This is a genomic window from Martinezella rhizogenes, assembly GCF_000799715.1.
Lineage (GTDB): Bacteria > Pseudomonadota > Alphaproteobacteria > Rhizobiales > Rhizobiaceae > Rhizobium > Rhizobium rhizogenes_C.
The window spans coordinates 1-21,375 of sequence record NZ_JUHG01000007.1; the positions used below are offsets into that span (position 1 = coordinate 1).

Here is a 21,375-nt window from a genome sequence, read left to right on the forward strand (position 1 = left end):
CCGTTCCTGATGCCGGTCGAAGACGTGTTCTCGATCTCGGGCCGTGGTACGGTTGTAACGGGCCGCGTCGAGCGTGGTATCGTCAAGGTTGGTGAAGAAGTCGAGTTCGTCGGCATTCGCGACACGAAGAAGACGACGGTTACCGGCGTTGAAATGTTCCGCAAGCTGCTCGATCAGGGCCAGGCTGGCGACAACATCGGCGCGCTGGTTCGTGGTATTCAGCGTGACGACGTCGAGCGTGGTCAGGTCCTGTGCAAGCCGGGTTCTGTGAAGCCGCACAAGAAGTTCATGGCTGAAGCCTACATCCTGACGAAGGAAGAAGGCGGCCGTCATACGCCGTTCTTCACGAACTACCGTCCGCAGTTCTACTTCCGCACGACGGACGTGACGGGCATCGTGACGCTTCCGGAAGGCACGGAAATGGTTATGCCAGGCGACAACGTCACCGTTGCCGTCGAGCTGATCGTTCCGATCGCGATGGAAGAAAAGCTGCGCTTCGCTATCCGTGAAGGCGGCCGTACCGTCGGCGCCGGCATCGTCGCCAGCATCGTAGAGTAATCCTCGGATTATTCGCTGATTACGAAGGCCCCGCTGGAAACAGCGGGGCTTTTCGCGTTTTGGAGGATTACTCCGATTGCGCAGCGGCCTTGCGAAGGATATCGGCAACGAAATCGCTCTTGCCGCCGGTATAGTGATCCCAGTCGCCATTCGCTTCCATGGCCAGCCGCCGCTTCAATGCGGCATAGTTCTCGACCGCTTCCGGATGAGCACGAAGATAGTCGCGAAAGAGGATGCGGTCGCGATGCGCGGGATTGCCGGGCAGAGAGAGATAAAGACGTGTGCCATAGGGCGTTTCATCCCTTGTGAATGTCCATCTGTCGGCCCCATACGGATCGCCATGGAAGACGTAGCCGAAACTCTTCAGGCGCTCAGTGGCGTCTATCCTAGCGTCGTTCGATAGGAGTACGGCGTCGATGTCGAGCTTGGGCTTGGCGCAAAGTCCGGGTACGGACGTGCTTCCGATATGGTGGATATCGGCCGGATGGCCGAGCAGGGCGGCGATCGCCTCACGCTGGCTCTGGAAGAGGGCAGGCCATGCGGGATCGTAGTTGACAAGCCTGATCAGACGCACGCGTTCCACCCTTTGAACATTTCCGCCGGTACCAACGGATACTTCACCCAATCCGCCGGCTGAGACAATCCGACCACTTCACCCATCTTGCGAAACGCCCGAAACGGTCTATCTATCGCTCGATTTTATCAGGAGGAGATTTCATGAAGAAGCGTATTTTGTTCACCGGCGGCAGCGGCAAGGCCGGGCGTCACACGGTTCCCTGGCTGGTCGACGCCGGCTATGAAGTCCATAATATCGATCTCGTGCCGCTGAACAGCCCCGGTGTTACCAATCTGCAGGCCGATGTCACCGATGCGGGACAGGTCTATAACGTGCTCACCATGCACCGGGATTTCCCGGATCTCGACCAGGGCAAGGGCGTGCAGCCCTATGACGCCGTTGTACATTTCGCCGCCGTGCCGCGCATCCTTCTGAAGCCGGACAACGAGACTTTCCGCATCAACACGATGAGCACCTACAATGTCATCGAGGCGGCGGCCAAGCTCGGCATCAAGAAGATCATCGTCGCCTCCAGCGAGACGACCTATGGCGTCTGCTTTGCCGAGGGGCATCGCGATTTCCACCAGTTTCCGTTGGAAGAGGACTATGACGTCAATCCGATGGATTCTTACGGTCTGTCCAAGGTGCTGAACGAGAAAACGGCCCGCGCCTTTGCCGAGCGTTTCGGCATCGACATCTATGCGCTGCGCATCGGCAACGTCATCGAGCCGCATGAATATGAGCGCTTCCCGGAGTTTTTTGCCGATAGCGAAATCCGCAAGCGTATCGCCTGGAGCTATATCGACGCCCGCGATCTTGGTCAGATCGTCCATCTCTGCATCGAAAAGAGCGGTCTCGGTTTCCAGGTGTTCAACGCCGCCAATGACACGGTCTCGGCCAATACGCCATCGCGCGAGCTTGCGGCCAAGCACTTTCCGAATGTGCCCTTCACCCGCGAGATCGGCGAATATGAGGGGCTACTCTCCAACCGCAAGATCCGTGAAGTTCTGGGCTTCAAGGAAGAGCATGACTGGCGGCGATATGTGAAGGTTTGAGGCAGAAACGGCGGCTAAAAGGAACACCGGGCGCGGTTGCCGCGTCCGGTCGAATCTGCGGCGGGAGGAGGGGAGGCTCTCCATTTGTTACGGATGAAAACCAAAAATGCTTCCGCAAACACTCGACAAATATTTGGGTTGAAGTAAGTAGGTTTGCGTTCGCAAGGCGTATCGGGGAAATTGCAATGGCATTCGACGATACAGTCGTGATTCGTGTTTGGAGCGGATATGTTATGGCTCATGCGCCGGCACGATGTCCGGCAGCACAGTCTGCGCTGCGACGGAAAGATAGTTTAGTCGGCTGATCTCCTAGGCGGTCGGCCGTTCAGGAGGGACCATGAACGACGGTGTTGCACGTATTTTTGTCGGCTTCGATTCTAAGGAAGTTGTCGCCTATCACGTTCTCGCGCAAAGCATAATCGAGCGCTCCTCGATCCCGGTGGTGTTTTCGCCGATCGTGCTCAGCAATCTCGACGGCGTTTTCACGCGCGAACGCAATCCGCTGCAATCGACCGAGTTCTCTTTCTCCCGCTTCCTGGTTCCTTACCTCAGCGACTTCGAGGGCTGGAGCATCTTCATGGATTGCGACATGCTCGCCCGCACCGATATTGCCGAACTCTGGAAGCTGCGCGACGACCGCTATGCCGCCATGTGCGTCAAGCACGATTATCAGCCGAAGGTCGAAACCAAGTTCCTCGGCCAGACCCAGACCAAATATGAAAAGAAGAACTGGTCGAGCATGATCCTGTTCAACAATGCCAAGTGCAAGGCATTGACGAAGGACTATGTAAACACCGCCACGGGCCTGCAGCTCCATCAGTTCAAGTGGCTGGAAAGCGACGATCAGATCGGCGAAGTTCCCGTGACCTGGAATTACCTCGTCAACGAATACGATCGCCGTGAAGACGCCAAGCTCGTACATTTCACCGATGGCGGGCCGTATTTCGACGAATATCGCAATGACGATTATGCCGACGAGTGGTTCGCCATGCGCGAACGCCTGCTGCACGTCCAGCAGAAGTAACAAGGCTGGGACAGGGCGTGACATCCGAAACAGCGACCGACAAGCCTGCCTTCCCGGCTGCGGGAGCAGCGGCAGGTTTGGCGACCGCCGAAGACTGGCGCTCCATACTGACGGCGTTCTCCCATATCGTCCTTGTCGCCAACAGCGACACGGTCGATATCGGGAGCCTTCAGGCACAGTATCCGCCGACTGCCCTCTTCGTCTTCTTCAATAAAGTCTACAAGGTGCTGGATCGCCCATTTCTCGGGCACTCGCTGCTGATCTCGCGCGGTCAGCCGCGCGGTGCCAACATCGTCTATCGGGGCGAGGTGGGCGAGGTCGTCAAATTCTTCCCGAGGGAATATTTCCTCGGGATCATGAACATCCGTCTCGGCCTCGAGGAGAAGCTCAATCCCGCCGCCGATTTTAAGGGTGCGCCGACCGGTCACCTCGATCTCGTCGGTTTCTGCGGCGATCTCTATACGGAGGCAAAGACGCCGACCAGCGGCTTTGCCCTGGCGCTTTGGCTGAGCGACCTGAAATTGCCTGGCGCTATCGTCCTTGCCGGCTTCTCGGCCAAACGCAGTGAAAAGTGGAGGGTGGTTTCGGTCCACGACTGGAGCTTCGAGCAGACCTTCCTGCGTCTCTTCGCCCGGTTGGGCAAGATCACCATCCACGGCGGCGTTTCCGCCAATGCCTATGCCAGGCTTGCCGAACGTTTCTCGGAAGTTCCGCCGGCGGAGATTTCGCTGGCGGTGGCGGAGGTGCTGTCCGAACGGCTGGGCAATACCGACGCCGAGGTCGACAAGTTGATTTCGCTGACCAATGTGATTCGCTCCACGGACAATTTTTTGCGTCGCTTGAGACCGAAATTTCTGAAGCGGAAGCCGAAGGGTACGCCTGGCGAACAAAAGGAAGGCTAAAACCTTCCGGAGCGACGCCGTCGAAAGGGTGCAAGACGTCCGCAGTTCCGCGCCATCGGTGCCGTGGCGATGGCTTGCGCCGAACGAAGTGGCGGACCTGGTTGGGAAAAAACAAAAAACGCACTTGCCAATCGTTTCGTCCCGTCTTAAAGGGAGCGCCATGTTTCCGAAAGGCTTTGGCGGGCAACCGCACCGGGCTTATGATTGGAGCATGAAGGGGTATAGCTCAGTTGGTAGAGCGGCGGTCTCCAAAACCGCAGGTCGTAGGTTCGAGCCCTGCTGCCCCTGCCATTTTCCTTGATTTGACTGGCGCGTTGTTTCGCTGCTTTTTAGGTTGGGGATATGCCGGATTGACGGCAAATTTTCGAAAGCATCGAATTCTCTCTTGTTAAATGGGGAATCGATGTTTATGTAGGGGTTCAACAGACACGCGGTGCGTGGGGCTGATATATTCAGCTTTACGTGCCGTAATTGCGTGGGCAGTCAATGGCATCCAAATCGAATCCACTAGCGTTTCTGCAGCAGGTCCGCTCTGAGACGTCGAAAATTACATGGCCGTCCCGCCGCGAGACGATGATCTCGACGGTGATGGTTTTGGTCATGGTTGTTTTCGCCTCGCTGTTTTTCTTTGCTGCTGACCAGCTCATCGGCTGGATTCTCGGCTACGTGCTGAACACCGGCAATTGATATCGAGTGGAGATGAACATGGCGGCACGTTGGTACATCGTCCACGCTTATTCTAATTTCGAAAAGAAAGTGGCTGAATCCATCGAGGAGAAAGCCAAGCAGAAGGGTCTTTCGCATCTGTTCGAGAGAATCCTTGTGCCGACCGAGAAGGTGGTTGAAGTGCGTCGCGGCCGTAAGGTCGATAGCGAGCGCAAGTTCTTCCCGGGTTATGTGCTGGTCCGCGCCAACCTGACGGATGAAGCCTACCACCTGATCAAGAATACGCCGAAGGTCACTGGCTTCCTCGGCTCCGACAATAAGCCCGTTCCGATTCCGGATTATGAAGCCGAGCGCATTCTCGGTCAGGTCCAGGAAGGCGTCGAGCGGCCAAAGGCTTCCGTGTCTTTCGAGATCGGCGAGCAGGTCCGTGTTTCGGATGGTCCGTTCGCGTCGTTCAACGGCACGGTTCAGGATGTGGACGAAGAGCGTTCGCGTCTGAAGGTAGAAGTATCGATCTTCGGCCGCGCTACGCCGGTCGAGCTGGAATACAGTCAGGTCGAGAAGGTCTGATCGTTTTATCGGATTGGAAAGATCAGTCATTGATGGCTGGTCTTTCGTTCGAGTTTGGGTGTAGGTAAGTAAGTTCTTATTTACATCTCGCGGCATCGCCGCAATCCGCGTGGAAGGGTAGGGGTCTTAGCCGGACTTTTTGACCCGCACCACGCAACCGCAGCCGCCGGAGCGATCCGGCACAAGAGGCCGGGCAACCGGTCAGTTAGAAAGGCAGAGAGAAATGGCTAAAAAAGTTGCAGGCCAGCTCAAGCTGCAGGTAAAGGCCGGCTCGGCGAATCCGTCGCCGCCGATCGGTCCTGCGCTTGGTCAGCGTGGCATTAACATCATGGAATTCTGCAAGGCGTTCAATGCCGCCACGCAGGAAATGGAAAAGGGTATGCCGATCCCGGTCGTCATCACCTACTACCAGGACAAGTCCTTCACCTTCATCATGAAGCAGCCGCCAGTCAGCTACTTCCTGAAGAAGGAAGCGAAGATCCAGTCCGGCTCGAAGACGCCCGGCAAGGGCGCCAAGGCCGGTACCCTCACCAAGGCTCAGGTGCAGTCCATCGCCCAAGCCAAGATGAAGGATCTGAACGCCGCCGATATCGAAGGCGCAATGGCCATGATCGAGGGCTCTGCCCGCGCCATGGGCCTGGAAGTGGTAGGTTAAGATCATGGTTGCAAAGCGTATTCAGAAGATCCGCGAAGGCGTTGATCCCACAAAGCTCTATGCTCTGACCCAGGCCATCGGCATGGTCAAGGAGCGGGCTATCGCCAAGTTCGACGAAACCATCGAAGTTTCCATGAACCTCGGTGTTGACCCGCGTCACGCAGACCAAATGGTTCGCGGCGTCGTCAACCTGCCGAACGGCACTGGCCGCACGGTTCGCGTTGCCGTCTTCGCTCGTGGCGCCAAGGCTGATGAAGCCAAGGCTGCCGGTGCTGACATCGTCGGCGCTGAAGAGTTGGTTGAAATCGTCCAGGGCGGCAAGATCGATTTCGATCGTTGCATCGCGACCCCGGACATGATGCCGCTCGTCGGTCGCCTCGGTAAGGTTCTCGGCCCGCGCGGCATGATGCCGAACCCGAAGGTTGGCACCGTGACCATGGACGTCAAGGGCGCTGTTGAAGCCTCCAAGGGCGGCGCAGTCGAGTTCCGTGTCGAGAAGGCTGGTATCGTCCACGCCGGCATCGGCAAGGCTTCCTTCGACGCCAAGGCTCTGGAAGAAAACATCCGCGCTTTCGCCGACGCCGTCGTCAAGGCGAAGCCGGCTGGCGCCAAGGGCAACTACGTCAAGCGCGTAGCCATCTCTTCGACCATGGGTCCGGGCGTCAAGATCGAGCTTGCCTCGGTCACGGCTCCGAACGCCTAATAATTTTGGCCGGGCGTTAAGCCCGGCTTCTCAAGAATTCTCGGCCTTTCGAGGCCGGGATATCCGGAGAAATCCGGAATTCCTGTCCGAGATTGCAGGTGGTTATCCCTTAATCACTTAAGCCTGCATGAGACGGGTAAGACCCGAATTTTGATGAAGCTTTGCTTCGATGAACTCGGTTCGAGCCTTGGATGCCTTGTGCCTTGGAGCCTTGCGGCTCGAGCGCGAGGGGACAGGATCCTCAAGCGTCGCTTGGGATCTCTTTTGATCCCAGGAGGCAAAAGGCAACCCGGCAGGCCCGTTAACCCGGTCCTGTCAACTGGAGAAAAGCAGTGGAAAGAGCGGAAAAACGCGAATTCGTCACGGAACTGAACGAAGTCTTCAAGGCTTCGGGCTCGGTTGTCGTGGCCCACTATGCTGGTGCTACAGTCGCTCAGATGAACGATTTTCGTTCGAAAATGCGCGCTGCAGGCGGCACCGTCAAAGTCGCGAAGAACCGCCTGGCCAAAATTGCTCTTCAGGGCACGGATGCGGAAGGGATCTCTGATCTCTTCACCGGTCAGACGCTGATTGCATACAGCACTGATCCGATTACCGCTCCGAAGGTCGTCGTGGATTTCGCCAAGGGCAACGACAAGATCGTTGTTTTGGGCGGCGCCATGGGAACAACAACGCTCAACGCTGAAGGTGTGAAGTCGCTCGCGACCCTGCCTTCGCTGGACGAGCTGCGTGCGAAGCTGCTGGGCATGATCCAGACGCCAGCTACCCGCATCGCAAGTGTTGTTGCAGCACCGGCAAGCCAGCTTGCTCGTGTGTTCGCGGCCTACGCCAAGAAGGACGAAGCCGCTTAAGGCGGTTTTTCGCTGTTCATAACCAACCAGTTCGAACCGAACAAAAGGAACTAAAAAATGGCTGATCTCGCAAAGATCGTAGACGACCTCTCCTCGCTGACCGTTCTCGAAGCCGCAGAACTGTCCAAGCTTCTCGAAGAAAAGTGGGGCGTTTCCGCCGCTGCTCCGGTAGCTGTTGCTGCCGCTGGCGGTGCTGCTGCTGCTGCTGTCGTTGAAGAAGAAAAGACCGAGTTCGACGTCATCCTCACGGAAGCCGGCGCTAACAAGATCAACGTCATCAAGGAAGTCCGCGCCATCACTGGTCTGGGCCTCAAGGAAGCCAAGGATCTCGTTGAAGCTGCTCCGAAGGCAGTCAAGGAAGCTGTTTCCAAGGCTGAAGCCGCTGACATCAAGAAGAAGCTGGAAGACGCTGGCGCCAAGGCCGACGTTAAGTAAGCTTGAAACTGCTTTGGGAGGTGGCATTTTGCCCCCTCCCATTTGCCGTTTTTTTGAACAAATTACCCAAAAGCCGCAGGTAAAACGGCTTTTGGGTAATGGGTTCTTCAAGAGGATGGTCTCAAACCGAACCGCGACGCAATCCGTGCTGAGCGGTTTTCGGTTAGTTAGACGAGATTGAACTACTCATTGATTGACGGGATCGCCTGGCCAGCGGTTCCCGTCCGTTGCAGGCCCGGGTGCAGGATTTAGAGGAGCGACGATGGCTCAGACCCTTTCGTTCAATGGTCGTAGGCGCGTACGCAAGTTTTTTGGTAAGATTCCCGAAGTCGCAGAGATGCCGAACCTCATCGAGGTTCAAAAGGCATCCTACGATCAGTTCCTTATGGTTGCAGAACCGAAGGGCGGCCGCCCAGACGAAGGTCTTCAGTCCGTCTTCAAGTCGGTTTTTCCGATCACCGATTTCTCCGGCGCTTCCATGCTGGAGTTCGTATCCTATGAATTCGAACCGCCGAAGTTCGACGTCGATGAGTGCCGCCAGCGCGACCTGACCTACGCTGCGCCGCTGAAGGTTACTCTCCGTCTGATTGTGTTCGATATCGACGAAGATACCGGCGCGAAGTCCATCAAGGACATCAAGGAACAGAGCGTTTACATGGGCGACATGCCGCTCATGACGAACAACGGTACGTTCATCGTGAACGGCACCGAGCGCGTAATCGTGTCGCAGATGCACCGCTCGCCGGGCGTGTTCTTCGATCACGACAAGGGCAAGAGCCATTCTTCCGGCAAGCTGCTCTTTGCTGCCCGCGTCATTCCGTATCGCGGTTCCTGGCTCGACATCGAATTCGACGCCAAGGACATCGTCTACGCCCGTATCGACCGCCGCCGCAAGATTCCGGTGACGTCGCTGCTGATGGCGCTCGGCATGGACGGCGAAGAAATCCTGTCGACCTTCTACACGAAGTCGCTTTATGAGCGCTCCGGCGACGGCTGGCGCATTCCCTTCAACGCTGAAACGCTGAAGGGTGCCAAGACCGTTACCGACATGATCGACGCCGACACCGGCGAAGTCGTGGTTGAAGGCGGCAAGAAGCTGACCCCGCGCCTGCTGCGTCAGCTGCAGGACAAGGGCCTCAAGGCCCTGAAGGCGACCGACGAAGAGCTGTATGGCCTCTTCCTGGCGGAAGACATCGTCAACGTCCAGACCGGCGAGATCTATCTCGAAGCCGGCGACGAAATCGACGAGAAGACCCTGCCGGTGATCCTCAAGGCTGGTTTCGACGAAATCCCGGTTCTCGGCATCGACCATATCAATGTCGGCGCCTACATCCGCAACACGCTGTCCGCCGACAAGAACGAGAACCGTCAGGACGCTCTGTTCGACATCTACCGCGTCATGCGTCCGGGTGAACCGCCGACCATGGATTCGGCCGAAGCCATGTTCAACTCGCTGTTCTTCGATTCAGAGCGTTACGACCTCTCCGCCGTTGGCCGCGTTAAGATGAACATGCGTCTCGACCTCGAAGTTGCAGACACCGTTCGCGTTCTGCGCAAGGACGACATCCTGGCCGTGGTCAAGATGCTGGTCGAACTGCGCGACGGCAAGGGCGAAATCGACGACATCGACAACCTCGGTAACCGCCGCGTTCGCTCGGTTGGCGAGCTGATGGAAAACCAGTACCGTCTCGGCCTGCTGCGCATGGAGCGCGCGATCAAGGAACGTATGTCCTCGATCGAGATCGATACGGTCATGCCGCAGGACCTGATCAACGCCAAACCGGCTGCTGCCGCGGTTCGCGAATTCTTCGGCTCCTCGCAGCTGTCGCAGTTCATGGACCAGGTAAACCCGCTTTCGGAAATCACTCACAAGCGCCGTCTTTCGGCTCTTGGCCCGGGTGGTCTGACCCGCGAACGCGCTGGCTTCGAAGTCCGTGACGTGCATCCGACCCACTACGGTCGTATTTGCCCGATCGAGACGCCGGAAGGCCCGAACATCGGTCTTATCAACTCGCTGGCGACCTTTGCCCGCGTCAACAAGTACGGCTTCATCGAAAGCCCTTACCGTCGCATCATCGACGGCAAGGTGACCTACGATGTGCTCTACCTCTCCGCCATGGAAGAGGCAAAGTACTACGTTGCCCAGGCCAACGCCGAGCTTGATGCTGAAGGTTTCTTCATCGAGGAATTCGTCGTTTGCCGTCATGCCGGCGAAGTCATGCTTGCTCCGCGCGACAACATCAACCTGATGGACGTCTCGCCGAAGCAGCTGGTTTCGGTTGCTGCCGCTCTGATCCCGTTCCTGGAAAACGACGACGCCAACCGCGCTCTCATGGGCTCGAACATGCAGCGTCAGGCCGTACCGTTGCTGCGCGCAGAAGCTCCGTTCGTCGGCACCGGCATGGAGCCGATCGTTGCCCGTGACTCCGGCGCCGCCATTGGTGCCCGTCGCGGCGGCGTGGTCGACCAGGTCGACGCGACGCGTATCGTTATCCGCGCCACCGAAGACCTCGATCCGTCGAAGTCCGGCGTTGATATCTACCGCCTGATGAAGTTCCAGCGTTCGAACCAGAACACCTGCGTCAACCAGCGTCCGCTGGTCACCGTCGGTGACTTCGTCAACAAGGGCGACATTCTGGCTGACGGTCCTTCGACGGACCTCGGCGATCTGGCGCTCGGCCGCAACGTGCTCGTCGCGTTCATGCCGTGGAACGGCTACAACTACGAAGACTCGATCCTGCTCTCCGAGCGTATCGTTGCCGACGACGTGTTCACCTCCATCCACATCGAGGAATTCGAAGTGATGGCGCGCGACACCAAGCTCGGTCCGGAAGAAATCACCCGCGACATTCCGAACGTTTCGGAAGAAGCGCTGAAGAACCTGGACGAAGCCGGTATCGTTTACATCGGTGCTGAAGTTCAGCCGGGCGACATCCTTGTCGGCAAGATCACGCCGAAGGGCGAAAGCCCGATGACGCCGGAAGAAAAGCTTCTGCGCGCCATCTTCGGTGAAAAGGCATCCGACGTTCGCGATACCTCCATGCGCATGCCGCCCGGCACCTACGGTACGGTCGTCGAAGTTCGCGTCTTCAATCGCCACGGCGTTGAGAAGGACGAACGCGCCATGGCAATCGAGCGTGAGGAGATCGAGCGTCTCGCCAAGGACCGTGACGATGAGCAGGCGATTCTCGACCGTAACGTCTACGGCCGTCTGATCGAGATGCTCCGCGGCCAGGTGGCTCTTGCCGGCCCGAAGAACTTCAAGAAGGGCACGGAACTTTCCAACGCCGTCGTCTCTGAATATCCGCGCTCGCAATGGTGGATGTTCGCTGTCGAGGACGAGAAGGTTCAGGGCGAGCTCGAAGCTCTGCGTGGCCAGTACGACGAATCCAAGTCGCACCTCGAACAGCGCTTCATGGACAAGGTCGAAAAAGTCCAGCGCGGCGACGAAATGCCTCCGGGCGTCATGAAGATGGTCAAGGTCTTCGTTGCTGTGAAGCGCAAGATCCAGCCGGGCGACAAGATGGCCGGCCGTCATGGCAACAAGGGTGTCGTATCGCGTATCGTGCCGGTCGAAGACATGCCGTTCCTTGAAGACGGTACGCATGTCGATATCGTGCTCAACCCGCTCGGCGTGCCGTCGCGCATGAACGTTGGTCAGATTCTCGAGACGCATCTGGGCTGGGCTTGCGCCGGTATGGGTCGTCAGATCGGCGAACTGATCGAAGCCTATAAGGCGAACGGCAACATCGACCCGCTGCGCAAGACGATCGACATGGTCGTCGGGGACGGTCCGAAGAGCGACGATGTTCGTAATTATGACGATGCGTCTGTTCTGCGTCTGGCTGATCAGTGGAAGCGTGGCGTGTCCATCGCGACCCCGGTCTTCGACGGCGCCGGCGAAGCCGACGTCAACGAGATGCTCGCCATGGCAGGTCTGAAGGAGACCGGTCAGTCGACGCTCTATGACGGTCGTACCGGCGAGCAGTTCGACCGCCAGGTCACGGTTGGCTACATCTACATGCTGAAGCTCAACCACTTGGTCGACGACAAGATCCACGCCCGTTCGATCGGTCCTTACTCGCTCGTTACCCAGCAGCCGCTGGGCGGCAAGGCGCAGTTCGGTGGTCAGCGCTTCGGGGAAATGGAAGTCTGGGCGCTCGAGGCTTACGGTGCAGCTTACACGCTGCAGGAAATGCTCACGGTCAAGTCGGACGACGTGGCCGGCCGCACCAAGGTCTACGAAGCAATCGTCCGTGGCGACGATACCTTCGAAGCGGGCATTCCGGAAAGCTTCAACGTTCTCGTCAAGGAAATGCGGTCGCTGGGTCTCAGCGTCGAACTGGAAAACTCCAAGGTCGACGATCTGCAGGCAGCTGGCCAGCTTCCGGACGCAGCCGAGTAACAGTCGACAGGGTGCGCGCTGTTCATCAGCGCGCACCGTTCTTGCCGGCGCCCGATTTCGTGTAGCGCAGGCAAGGACGATTTCGCCGCATTTCGCGGTTATTGTCGTTTTAACGCGTCAGTCCGGTTCCCGGGAATTTGCCGGCGCTGATTGCAGTTCGAGGGCGCATAGCCCCAAAAGGAGACAGGCATGAACCAAGAGGTCATGAATCTTTTCAATCCGCAGGTGCCTGCACAGAACTTCGATTCCATCCGGATTTCGATCGCATCGCCGGAGAAGATTCTTTCCTGGTCTTATGGTGAGATCAAGAAGCCGGAGACGATCAACTATCGTACGTTCAAGCCGGAACGCGATGGTCTCTTCTGCGCAAGAATCTTCGGACCGATCAAGGACTACGAGTGCCTGTGCGGCAAGTACAAGCGCATGAAGTACAAGGGCATCATCTGCGAAAAGTGCGGCGTCGAAGTGACGTTGTCGCGCGTTCGCCGTGAGCGCATGGGCCATATCGAGCTTGCCGCTCCCGTTGCCCACATCTGGTTCCTGAAGTCCCTGCCGAGCCGCATTTCCACGCTGCTCGACATGACGCTGAAGGATGTCGAGCGCGTCCTCTACTTCGAAAATTATATCGTCACCGAGCCGGGTCTGACCGCCCTCAAGGAGCATCAGCTTCTCTCGGAAGAAGAGTACATGCTCGCCGTCGACGAATATGGCGAAGACCAGTTCACCGCCATGATCGGCGCTGAAGCGATCTACGAGTTGCTGGCTAGCATGCAGCTCGAAAAGATCGCTGGTGACCTGCGTGCCGAACTTGCTGAGACCACGTCGGATCTCAAGCAGAAGAAGCTGATGAAGCGCCTGAAGATCGTCGAGAACTTCATGGAATCCGGCAACCGCCCGGAATGGATGATCATGAAGGTCGTTCCGGTCATCCCGCCGGACCTGCGTCCGCTGGTGCCGCTCGACGGCGGCCGGTTCGCGACGTCGGATCTGAACGATCTGTACCGCCGCGTCATCAACCGTAACAACCGTCTGAAGCGCCTGATCGAATTGCGCGCTCCGGGCATCATCATCCGTAACGAAAAGCGCATGCTGCAGGAATCTGTCGATGCGCTGTTCGACAACGGCCGTCGTGGCCGCGTCATCACCGGCGCCAACAAGCGCCCGCTGAAGTCGCTGTCCGACATGCTCAAGGGCAAGCAGGGCCGCTTCCGTCAGAACCTGCTCGGCAAGCGCGTCGACTATTCCGGCCGTTCGGTCATCGTGACCGGTCCGGAACTGAAGCTGCACCAGTGCGGCCTGCCGAAGAAGATGGCGCTCGAACTGTTCAAGCCGTTCATCTACGCCCGCCTCGACGCCAAGGGTTACTCCTCGACCGTCAAGCAGGCCAAGAAGCTGGTTGAAAAGGAAAAGCCGGAAGTCTGGGATATCCTCGACGAGGTCATCCGCGAGCATCCGGTTCTTCTGAACCGCGCACCGACGCTGCACCGCCTGGGCATCCAGGCCTTCGAACCCATGCTGGTCGAAGGCAAGGCCATCCAGCTGCATCCGCTCGTCTGCACGGCCTTCAACGCCGACTTCGACGGTGACCAGATGGCCGTTCACGTGCCGCTGTCGCTCGAAGCCCAGCTCGAAGCCCGCGTGCTGATGATGTCGACCAACAACATCCTGCACCCGGCAAACGGCGCACCGATCATCGTTCCGTCGCAGGACATGGTTCTCGGTCTCTACTATCTGTCGATCCTGAACCAGAACGAGCCGGGCGAAGGCATGGCCTTCTCCGATCTGGGCGAACTGCATCACGCTCTTGAAAACAAGGTCGTGACGCTGCACTCCAAGATTCGCGGCCGCTTCAAGTCGGTTGACGAGGAAGGCAAGGCCTACTCGAAGATCTATGAAACGACCCCGGGCCGTCTGCTCATCGGCGAACTGCTGCCGAAGCACGGCAAGGTGACCTTCGACATCTGCAACCAGGAAATGACCAAGAAGAACATCTCCAAGATGATCGACACGGTCTACCGTCATTGCGGCCAGAAGGACACGGTCATTTTCTGCGACCGCATCATGCAGCTCGGCTTTGCCCATGCTTGCCGCGCCGGCATTTCGTTCGGCAAGGACGACATGGTCATTCCGGACACCAAGGCGAAGATCGTCGGCGATACTGAATCGCTCGTGAAGGAATACGAGCAGCAGTATAATGACGGCCTGATCACCCAGGGCGAAAAGTACAACAAGGTTGTCGACGCCTGGGGCAAGGCCACGGAAAAGGTCGCTGAGGAAATGATGGCCCGCATTAAGGCCGTCGAATTCGATCCGGCAACCGGTCGCCAGAAGCCGATGAACTCGATCTACATGATGAGCCATTCCGGCGCCCGCGGTTCTCCGAACCAGATGCGTCAGTTGGGCGGCATGCGCGGCCTTATGGCCAAGCCGTCGGGTGAAATCATCGAGACGCCGATCATCTCGAACTTCAAGGAAGGCCTGACCGTTAACGAGTACTTCAACTCGACGCACGGTGCCCGTAAGGGTCTGGCAGACACCGCCTTGAAGACCGCGAACTCGGGCTACCTGACCCGCCGTCTCGTCGACGTCGCGCAGGATTGCATCGTCACGCATGTCGATTGCGGCACCGACAAGGGCCTCACCATGACCGCCATCATCGATGCCGGTCAGGTCGTTGCTTCCATCGGCGTCCGGATCCTCGGCCGCACGGCGCTGGACGATATCGATCATCCGATCACGGGTGAGCGTATCGTTGACGCCGGCCGGATGATCCTTGAGCCGGATGTCGTCGAGATCGAAAAGGCTGGTATCCAGTCGATCCGTATCCGTTCGGCCCTGACCTGCGAAATCCAGACGGGCGTATGCTCGATCTGCTACGGCCGCGACCTCGCGCGCGGTACGCCGGTCAATCTCGGTGAAGCTGTCGGCGTTATCGCCGCTCAGTCGATCGGTGAGCCGGGCACGCAGCTGACCATGCGTACCTTCCACTTGGGCGGCACGGCGACCGTGGTCGACCAGTCGTTCCTGGAAGCTTCGTATGAAGGCACGGTGCAGATCAAGAACCGTAACATGCTGCGCAATTCCGATGGCGTCCTCGTTGCCATGGGCCGCAACATGGCCGTCCAGATCCTGGACGAACGTGGCATCGAGCGCTCCTCGCAGCGTGTCGCTTACGGCTCCAAGATCTACGTCGACGAAGGCGACAAGGTGAAGCGCGGCCAGCGTCTGGCGGAGTGGGACCCTTACACCCGTCCGATGATGACGGAACTTGCCGGTACGGTTCAGTTCGAAGACGTCATCGACGGTCTCTCGGTTCTCGAAGCGACCGACGAGTCGACCGGCATCACCAAACGTCAGGTTATCGACTGGCGTTCGACGCCGCGCGGTTCGGATCTGAAGCCGGCGATCGTCATCAAGGACGCCAGCGGCAATGTTGCCAAGCTGTCGCGTGGTGGTGAAGCCCGCTTCCTGCTCTCGGTCGACGCGATCCTGTCCGTCGAGCCGGGCCAGAAGGTGTCCCAGGGTGACGTTCTTGCCCGCTCGCCGCTGGAAAGCGCCAAGACCAAGGACATCACCGGTGGTCTGCCGCGTGTTGCCGAACTGTTCGAAGCCCGTCGTCCGAAGGACCACGCCATCATCGCAGAGATCGATGGTACGATCCGCCTCGGCCGCGACTACAAGAACAAGCGCCGCGTCATCATCGAGCCGGCGGAAGACGGTGTCGAGCCGGTCGAATACCTGATCCCGAAGGGCAAGCCCTTCCACCTTCAGGAAGGCGACTATATCGAAAAGGGTGATTACATCCTCGACGGTAACCCGGCTCCGCACGACATCCTGGCGATCAAGGGCGTGGAGGCTCTGGCCTCTTACCTGGTCAACGAAATCCAGGAAGTCTACCGCTTGCAGGGCGTTGTCATCAACGACAAGCACATCGAAGTGATTGTTCGTCAGATGCTGCAGAAGGTGGAAATCACCGATGCGGGCGACAGCCATTACATCGTCGGCGACAATGTCGACCGTATCGAGCTGGACGACAACAACGACCGCCTGATCGAAGAGGGCAAGAAGCCCGCCTATGGCGATCCGGTTCTGCTCGGCATCACCAAGGCATCGCTGCAGACGCCGTCCTTCATCTCCGCCGCGTCCTTCCAGGAAACGACGAAGGTGCTGACGGAAGCTGCGATCGCCGGCAAGACCGACGGCCTGCAGGGTCTGAAGGAAAACGTTATCGTCGGTCGCCTCATTCCGGCCGGTACGGGCGGCACCATGACCCAGATCCGTCGCATCGCGACGGCTCGCGACGAGCTGATCCTGGAAGAGCGCCGCAAGGGCACCGGTTCAGCCGTTGCCACGCCGATGCTGCAGGATATGGCAGGCGAGAACGCTCCGGCCGCTGAATAAGCGGCAGTAGCCAGCACAAATCAAAACCGCCCGGAGCGATCCGGGCGGTTTTTTGCATTATTGATATGGGAAGAGGAGAGGGCGGTCGCGGTGAACGCCGCCCGGCTAGAGGCTCAGCGGAAGCGGATGATCGCCACTTCGCCTTCCAGCGCGCCCTGATAGGCGGAGGCATGCGGTTCTTCGTCCGGCACGTCGGTCAGCATGCCGATCTGGTCGAGATCGGCCTCAATGAAGCCTTCCTCCGCAAGCGCGTTCAGCGCCTCGCGCACGGCGGTATCGTCATCCGGTGCCTTCAGCATGACATGCAGCTCGACGCCTTCGCTGCCATCGGTCTCATATCCCTTGCCGATGATGATGAAGACCATCGGGCCGTCAGAATTGTTGTCGTTGTCTGGCGTAGTAATCATGAGTCGCCCTTCGGAAGTTTCGATTCGGCCGGGCGATTCTCTCGATCTGCCGCTGCCGTCCCGTGAAATTGTCACTCTGTGATTCCTTATAGGGATTTTGGCGAAATACCCAAGTCTATCTTGCCGGAGGGGCGCCATTTCGTTAACGAATACGCCAAAAGGCTGGTTTGCAGGGCCTTTTGGGGCTTTGTGACAAAGATAATTCCTTAACCGGCCTTGACGAACAGGCGGGAAACCAGTAGTTACGCCGCCATCGGACCCATGTGAGGCATGGCCATTCGGAGCGACACGCTCTGGAGTTCACCTCAAACAAGGTTCAAAACGCACGTTGAAGACAAGAATGCTGCACGCAAGACGTGATTATCGCGTCCTCTGCTTTTCTGTGGTCCATCTGCGAAAGCGGATCGGGCCACGTTTTGCGCATTTAGACGATCGTGTTGTCGTTGCCGGAGACGGCGAGAGTTGAGCCCGCAAGGGTGTATGAGATAGATTACAAGGGATGGTTGAATGCCTACCGTAAACCAGCTGATCCGCAAGCCTCGCCAGGCACAGGTAAAGCGTAATAAGGTTCCCGCTCTTCAGGAGAACCCGCAGAAGCGCGGCGTTTGCACCCGCGTTTACACCACGACGCCGAAGAAGCCGAACTCGGCTCTGCGTAAGGTCGCAAAGATTCGCCTGACCAACGGCTTTGAAGTCATTGGTTATATCCCCGGTGAAGGCCACAACCTTCAGGAACACTCTGTCGTCATGATCCGTGGCGGCCGCGTAAAGGACCTTCCGGGCGTTCGTTACCACATCATCCGCGGCGTTCTCGATACCCAGGGTGTCAAGAACCGCAAGCAGCGCCGTTCCAAGTACGGTGCTAAGCGTCCGAAGTAATTCGGTTTTAGATCATCCGGCGCTGCGCGAGGTTCTCCGCGTGATAAAGCGCCGCTAACAAGTTGAGAGACGAGAAGTATGTCCCGACGTCATAGAGCAGAAAAGCGCGAGATCAATCCGGACCCCAAGTTCGGCGATCTGGTCGTCACCAAGTTCATGAATGCCATCATGCTGGACGGCAAGAAGTCCGTAGCTGAAAACATCGTATACGGCGCATTCGACGCCGTGCAGGGCAAGGCAAAGCAGGAACCGCTCGGCGTGTTCCATCAGGCTTTGGATAACATCGCTCCGCACGTTGAAGTTCGTTCGCGTCGTGTTGGTGGTGCTACCTACCAGGTTCCGGTCGATGTTCGTCCCGAGCGTCGTCAGGCTCTTGCCATTCGCTGGCTGATCATTGCTGCCCGCAAGCGCAATGAAACTACTATGGTCGACCGTCTGTGCGGCGAACTTCTTGATGCCTCCAACAACCGCGGCTCTGCCGTCAAGAAGCGCGAAGACACGCACAAGATGGCTGATGCCAACCGTGCGTTCTCCCATTATCGCTGGTAATTCCGAACGGTATCCGAAAGGCAGTCCATTATGGCTCGCGAATATAAAATCGAAGACTACCGCAATTTCGGTATCATGGCGCACATCGACGCCGGCAAGACCACGACCACCGAGCGTATTCTTTACTACACCGGCAAGTCGCACAAGATCGGCGAAGTCCACGACGGCGCAGCCACCATGGACTGGATGGAGCAGGAGCAGGAGCGTGGCATCACGATCACCTCCGCTGCCACCACGACCTACTGGAAGGGCCGCGACGGCAAGACCCGCCGCTTCAACATCATTGACACCCCCGGCCACGTCGACTTCACCATTGAAGTCGAGCGTTCGCTGCGCGTTCTCGACGGCGCCATCGCGCTGCTCGATGCCAACGCCGGCGTTGAGCCACAGACGGAAACCGTCTGGCGTCAGGCTGAGAAGTACAATGTCCCGCGGATGATCTTCTGCAACAAGATGGACAAGACCGGCGCTGACTTCTATCGCTCGGTTGAAATGATCAAGACCCGTCTCGGCGCCACTGCTGTTGTCATGCAGCTGCCGATCGGTGCTGAAACGGAATTCAAGGGTGTCATCGATCTGATCGAGATGAACGCTCTCGTCTGGCGCGACGAATCGCTCGGCGCTCAGTGGGATGTCGTTGAAATCCCGGAAGACATGAAGGCCAAGGCTCAGGAATATCGCGAAAAGCTGATCGAGACCGTAGTCGAGATCGACGAAGCCGCGACCGAAGCTTACCTCGAAGGCAACCTGCCTGACAACGAACAGATCCGTGCGCTCGTCCGCCGCGGCACCATCGATGTCAAGTTCCATCCGATGTTCTGCGGCACCGCCTTCAAGAACAAGGGTGTTCAGCCGCTGCTCGACGCCGTCGTCGACTACCTGCCGTCGCCGCTCGACATTCCGGCGATCAAGGGTATCGACTTCAAGACCGAAGCCGAAATCGAACGTCATGCTGATGACAGCGAGCCGTTGTCCATGCTGGCATTCAAGATCATGAACGACCCCTTCGTCGGTTCACTGACCTTTGCCCGCATCTACTCCGGCAAGCTCGAAAAGGGCACGTCGGTCATCAACACGGTCAAGGACAAGCGCGAGCGCGTCGGCCGTATGCTGCAGATGCACTCGAATTCGCGTGAAGACATCGAAGAAGCCTTCGCTGGCGACATCGTTGCTCTGGCCGGCCTCAAGGAAACCACCACTGGCGATACGCTCTGCGATCCGCTGAAGCCGGTTATCCTCGAGCGCATGGAATTCCCGGAGCCGGTCATCCAGATCGCGATTGAGCCGAAGACCAAGGGCGACCAGGAAAAGATGGGCCTCGCGCTCAACCGCCTGGCTGCCGAAGATCCGTCCTTCCGCGTGAAGACGGACCAGGAATCGGGTCAGACGATCATCGCCGGCATGGGTGAACTTCACCTCGACATCATCGTCGACCGCATGCGTCGTGAATTCAAGGTTGAAGCAACTGTCGGCGCGCCGCAGGTTGCCTACCGCGAAACCATCACGCGTCAGACGGAAAAGGACTACACCCACAAGAAGCAGTCGGGTGGTACTGGTCAGTTCGCTCGCGTCAAGATCGTGTTCGAACCGAACCCGGACGGCGACGACTTCAAGTTCGAGTCCAAGATCGTTGGCGGTTCTGTTCCGAAGGAATACATCCCGGGCGTTCAGAAGGGCATCGAAAGCGTTCTGTCTTCTGGCCCGCTGGCTGGCTTCCCGATGCTCGGCGTCAAGGCGACGCTCATCGACGGTGCCTACCATGACGTCGACTCCTCGGTTCTGGCCTTCGAAATTGCTTCCCGTGCCTGCTTCCGTGAAGCAGCCCGCGAAGCTGGCGCCCAGCTCCTCGAGCCGATGATGAAGGTCGAAGTCGTGACGCCGGAAGACTACGTCGGCGACGTTATCGGCGACCTGAACTCGCGTCGTGGCCAGATCCAGGGCCAGGAAAGCCGCGGTGTTGCCGTTGTCATCAACGCGAACGTTCCGCTGGCAAACATGTTCAAGTACGTCGACAATCTGCGCTCCATGTCTCAGGGCCGTGCACAGTACACGATGACCTTCGATCATTACGCGCCGGTTCCGTCGAACGTCGCACAAGAAATCCAGGCAAAGTATTCCGGTCAGAAGTGACCCGGAATACCAATTGACCGATAACAAGAAATGATCCCTTCGGGGACAAGAAGAACGGAGAGCCGAAAATGGCAAAGAGTAAGTTTGAGCGCAATAAGCCGCACGTTAACGTCGGCACGATTGGCCACGTTGACCATGGCAAGACGTCTCTGACGGCAGCGATCACGAAGTACTTCGGTGAGTACAAGGCGTATGACCAGATCGACGCCGCACCGGAAGAAAAGGCGCGCGGCATCACGATTTCGACGGCACACGTTGAATATGAGACGGCTGCTCGCCACTACGCGCACGTCGACTGCCCCGGCCACGCTGACTATGTGAAGAACATGATCACCGGTGCCGCCCAGATGGACGGCGCGATCCTGGTTTGCTCGGCCGCCGACGGCCCGATGCCGCAGACGCGCGAACACATCCTGCTCGCCCGCCAGGTTGGCGTACCGGCGATCGTCGTGTTCCTGAACAAGGTCGACCAGGTTGACGACGCCGAGCTTCTGGAGCTCGTCGAGATGGAAGTTCGCGAACTTCTGTCGTCCTACGATTTCCCGGGCGACGACGTCCCGGTCGTCAAGGGTTCGGCTCTTGCCGCGCTCAACGACAGCAACAAGACCATCGGCGAAGACGCGATCCGC

At 58.3% G+C, this 21,375-nt stretch carries 18 protein-coding genes and 1 tRNA gene; 17 read left to right on the forward strand and 2 right to left on the reverse strand.

Features of this window, described 5'->3' with window-relative positions:
* Nucleotides 1-558: EF-Tu C-terminal domain-related protein (locus tag EX00_RS03710; RefSeq protein WP_047454294.1), on the forward strand; the 558-nt coding region annotated here is incomplete at its 5' end.
* Nucleotides 559-625: 67 nt separating this feature from the next.
* Here the strand turns inward: EX00_RS03710 and EX00_RS03715 are convergent.
* Nucleotides 626-1,132, reverse strand: coding sequence for a GrpB family protein (locus tag EX00_RS03715; RefSeq protein ID WP_047454333.1), 507 nt, complete (start codon nucleotides 1,130-1,132; stop codon nucleotides 626-628).
* Nucleotides 1,133-1,275: 143 nt separating this feature from the next.
* Between EX00_RS03715 and EX00_RS03720 the strand changes: the two genes are divergently transcribed.
* The 12 genes from EX00_RS03720 to rpoC all read left to right on the forward strand — a co-directional run bounded on the left by EX00_RS03720 (nucleotide 1,276) and on the right by rpoC (nucleotide 16,781).
* Entirely contained in the window at nucleotides 1,276-2,169 is an 894-nt protein-coding gene (locus EX00_RS03720; RefSeq protein ID WP_047454296.1) for an NAD-dependent epimerase/dehydratase family protein, read from the forward strand.
* Between the two features lie 337 nt (nucleotides 2,170-2,506).
* On the forward strand, nucleotides 2,507-3,193 hold the full coding sequence (locus tag EX00_RS03725) for a glycosyltransferase family protein (RefSeq protein WP_047454298.1): 687 nt from the start codon (nucleotides 2,507-2,509) through the stop codon (nucleotides 3,191-3,193).
* A 17-nt stretch (nucleotides 3,194-3,210) separates the two neighbouring features.
* Nucleotides 3,211-4,095, forward strand: a complete 885-nt coding sequence (locus EX00_RS03730; protein WP_047454299.1) for a hypothetical protein — start codon at nucleotides 3,211-3,213, stop codon at nucleotides 4,093-4,095.
* A gap of 215 nt (nucleotides 4,096-4,310) precedes the next feature.
* Nucleotides 4,311-4,386, forward strand: a tRNA-Trp gene (locus EX00_RS03735).
* Between the two features lie 195 nt (nucleotides 4,387-4,581).
* Nucleotides 4,582-4,782 (forward strand): preprotein translocase subunit SecE, encoded by a 201-nt coding sequence (secE, locus tag EX00_RS03740; RefSeq protein ID WP_007702178.1) that lies wholly within the window; start codon nucleotides 4,582-4,584, stop codon nucleotides 4,780-4,782.
* Between the two features lie 18 nt (nucleotides 4,783-4,800).
* A complete protein-coding gene (gene nusG / locus EX00_RS03745) occupies nucleotides 4,801-5,331 on the forward strand; it encodes a transcription termination/antitermination protein NusG (RefSeq protein ID WP_047454301.1) in 531 nt (176 codons plus the stop codon).
* A 223-nt stretch (nucleotides 5,332-5,554) separates the two neighbouring features.
* Nucleotides 5,555-5,986: a 50S ribosomal protein L11 gene (gene rplK / locus EX00_RS03750; RefSeq protein ID WP_047454309.1), complete on the forward strand. Its 432-nt coding sequence runs from the start codon at nucleotides 5,555-5,557 to the stop codon at nucleotides 5,984-5,986.
* 4 nt (nucleotides 5,987-5,990) lie between these two features.
* On the forward strand, nucleotides 5,991-6,689 hold the full coding sequence (rplA, locus tag EX00_RS03755; protein WP_047454311.1) for a 50S ribosomal protein L1: 699 nt from the start codon (nucleotides 5,991-5,993) through the stop codon (nucleotides 6,687-6,689).
* A 332-nt stretch (nucleotides 6,690-7,021) separates the two neighbouring features.
* Nucleotides 7,022-7,540: a 50S ribosomal protein L10 gene (gene rplJ, locus EX00_RS03760; RefSeq protein WP_047454313.1), complete on the forward strand. Its 519-nt coding sequence runs from the start codon at nucleotides 7,022-7,024 to the stop codon at nucleotides 7,538-7,540.
* A 57-nt stretch (nucleotides 7,541-7,597) separates the two neighbouring features.
* Nucleotides 7,598-7,975, forward strand: a complete 378-nt coding sequence (gene rplL, locus EX00_RS03765; RefSeq protein WP_047454315.1) for a 50S ribosomal protein L7/L12 — start codon at nucleotides 7,598-7,600, stop codon at nucleotides 7,973-7,975.
* Between the two features lie 262 nt (nucleotides 7,976-8,237).
* Nucleotides 8,238-12,380, forward strand: coding sequence for a DNA-directed RNA polymerase subunit beta (gene rpoB, locus EX00_RS03770; RefSeq protein WP_047454316.1), 4,143 nt, complete (start codon nucleotides 8,238-8,240; stop codon nucleotides 12,378-12,380).
* Between the two features lie 189 nt (nucleotides 12,381-12,569).
* A complete protein-coding gene (gene rpoC / locus EX00_RS03775) occupies nucleotides 12,570-16,781 on the forward strand; it encodes a DNA-directed RNA polymerase subunit beta' (protein ID WP_047454317.1) in 4,212 nt (1,403 codons plus the stop codon).
* Nucleotides 16,782-16,894: 113 nt separating this feature from the next.
* Here the strand turns inward: rpoC and EX00_RS03780 are convergent, their stop codons facing one another.
* Nucleotides 16,895-17,188, reverse strand: a complete 294-nt coding sequence (locus EX00_RS03780) for a hypothetical protein (RefSeq protein WP_047454319.1) — start codon at nucleotides 17,186-17,188, stop codon at nucleotides 16,895-16,897.
* Nucleotides 17,189-17,695: 507 nt separating this feature from the next.
* Between EX00_RS03780 and rpsL the strand changes: the two genes are divergently transcribed.
* The 4 genes from rpsL to EX00_RS03800 form a co-directional block, all read left to right on the forward strand.
* Nucleotides 17,696-18,067 (forward strand): 30S ribosomal protein S12, encoded by a 372-nt coding sequence (gene rpsL / locus EX00_RS03785; RefSeq protein ID WP_003507760.1) that lies wholly within the window; start codon nucleotides 17,696-17,698, stop codon nucleotides 18,065-18,067.
* A 78-nt stretch (nucleotides 18,068-18,145) separates the two neighbouring features.
* The gene (gene rpsG, locus EX00_RS03790; RefSeq protein ID WP_047454328.1) at nucleotides 18,146-18,616 is read left to right on the forward strand and encodes a 30S ribosomal protein S7; all 471 of its coding nucleotides are present in this window, start codon (nucleotides 18,146-18,148) and stop codon (nucleotides 18,614-18,616) included.
* 30 nt (nucleotides 18,617-18,646) lie between these two features.
* Nucleotides 18,647-20,746, forward strand: coding sequence for an elongation factor G (gene fusA / locus EX00_RS03795; protein WP_047454330.1), 2,100 nt, complete (start codon nucleotides 18,647-18,649; stop codon nucleotides 20,744-20,746).
* A gap of 68 nt (nucleotides 20,747-20,814) precedes the next feature.
* The coding region (locus EX00_RS03800; protein WP_047454332.1) for a GTP-binding protein at nucleotides 20,815-21,375 on the forward strand (561 nt) is incomplete at its 3' end.

Excerpts from the sequence above, each read along its gene's own strand:
- fusA (WP_047454330.1), top strand. The coding sequence starts at position 18,647 with ATGGCTCGCGAATATAAAATCGAAGACTACCGCAATTTCGGTATCATG.
- rplA (WP_047454311.1), top strand. The coding sequence starts at position 5,991 with ATGGTTGCAAAGCGTATTCAGAAGATCCGCGAAGGCGTTGATCCCACA.
- rpsG (WP_047454328.1), top strand. The coding sequence starts at position 18,146 with ATGTCCCGACGTCATAGAGCAGAAAAGCGCGAGATCAATCCGGACCCC.
- rpoC (WP_047454317.1), top strand. The coding sequence starts at position 12,570 with ATGAACCAAGAGGTCATGAATCTTTTCAATCCGCAGGTGCCTGCACAG.
- rpsL (WP_003507760.1), top strand. The coding sequence starts at position 17,696 with ATGCCTACCGTAAACCAGCTGATCCGCAAGCCTCGCCAGGCACAGGTA.
- EX00_RS03725 (WP_047454298.1), top strand. The coding sequence starts at position 2,507 with ATGAACGACGGTGTTGCACGTATTTTTGTCGGCTTCGATTCTAAGGAA.
- secE (WP_007702178.1), top strand. The coding sequence starts at position 4,582 with ATGGCATCCAAATCGAATCCACTAGCGTTTCTGCAGCAGGTCCGCTCT.
- EX00_RS03780 (WP_047454319.1), bottom strand. The coding sequence starts at position 17,188 with ATGATTACTACGCCAGACAACGACAACAATTCTGACGGCCCGATGGTC.
- EX00_RS03720 (WP_047454296.1), top strand. The coding sequence starts at position 1,276 with ATGAAGAAGCGTATTTTGTTCACCGGCGGCAGCGGCAAGGCCGGGCGT.
- rpoB (WP_047454316.1), top strand. The coding sequence starts at position 8,238 with ATGGCTCAGACCCTTTCGTTCAATGGTCGTAGGCGCGTACGCAAGTTT.
- nusG (WP_047454301.1), top strand. The coding sequence starts at position 4,801 with ATGGCGGCACGTTGGTACATCGTCCACGCTTATTCTAATTTCGAAAAG.
- rplL (WP_047454315.1), top strand. The coding sequence starts at position 7,598 with ATGGCTGATCTCGCAAAGATCGTAGACGACCTCTCCTCGCTGACCGTT.
- rplK (WP_047454309.1), top strand. The coding sequence starts at position 5,555 with ATGGCTAAAAAAGTTGCAGGCCAGCTCAAGCTGCAGGTAAAGGCCGGC.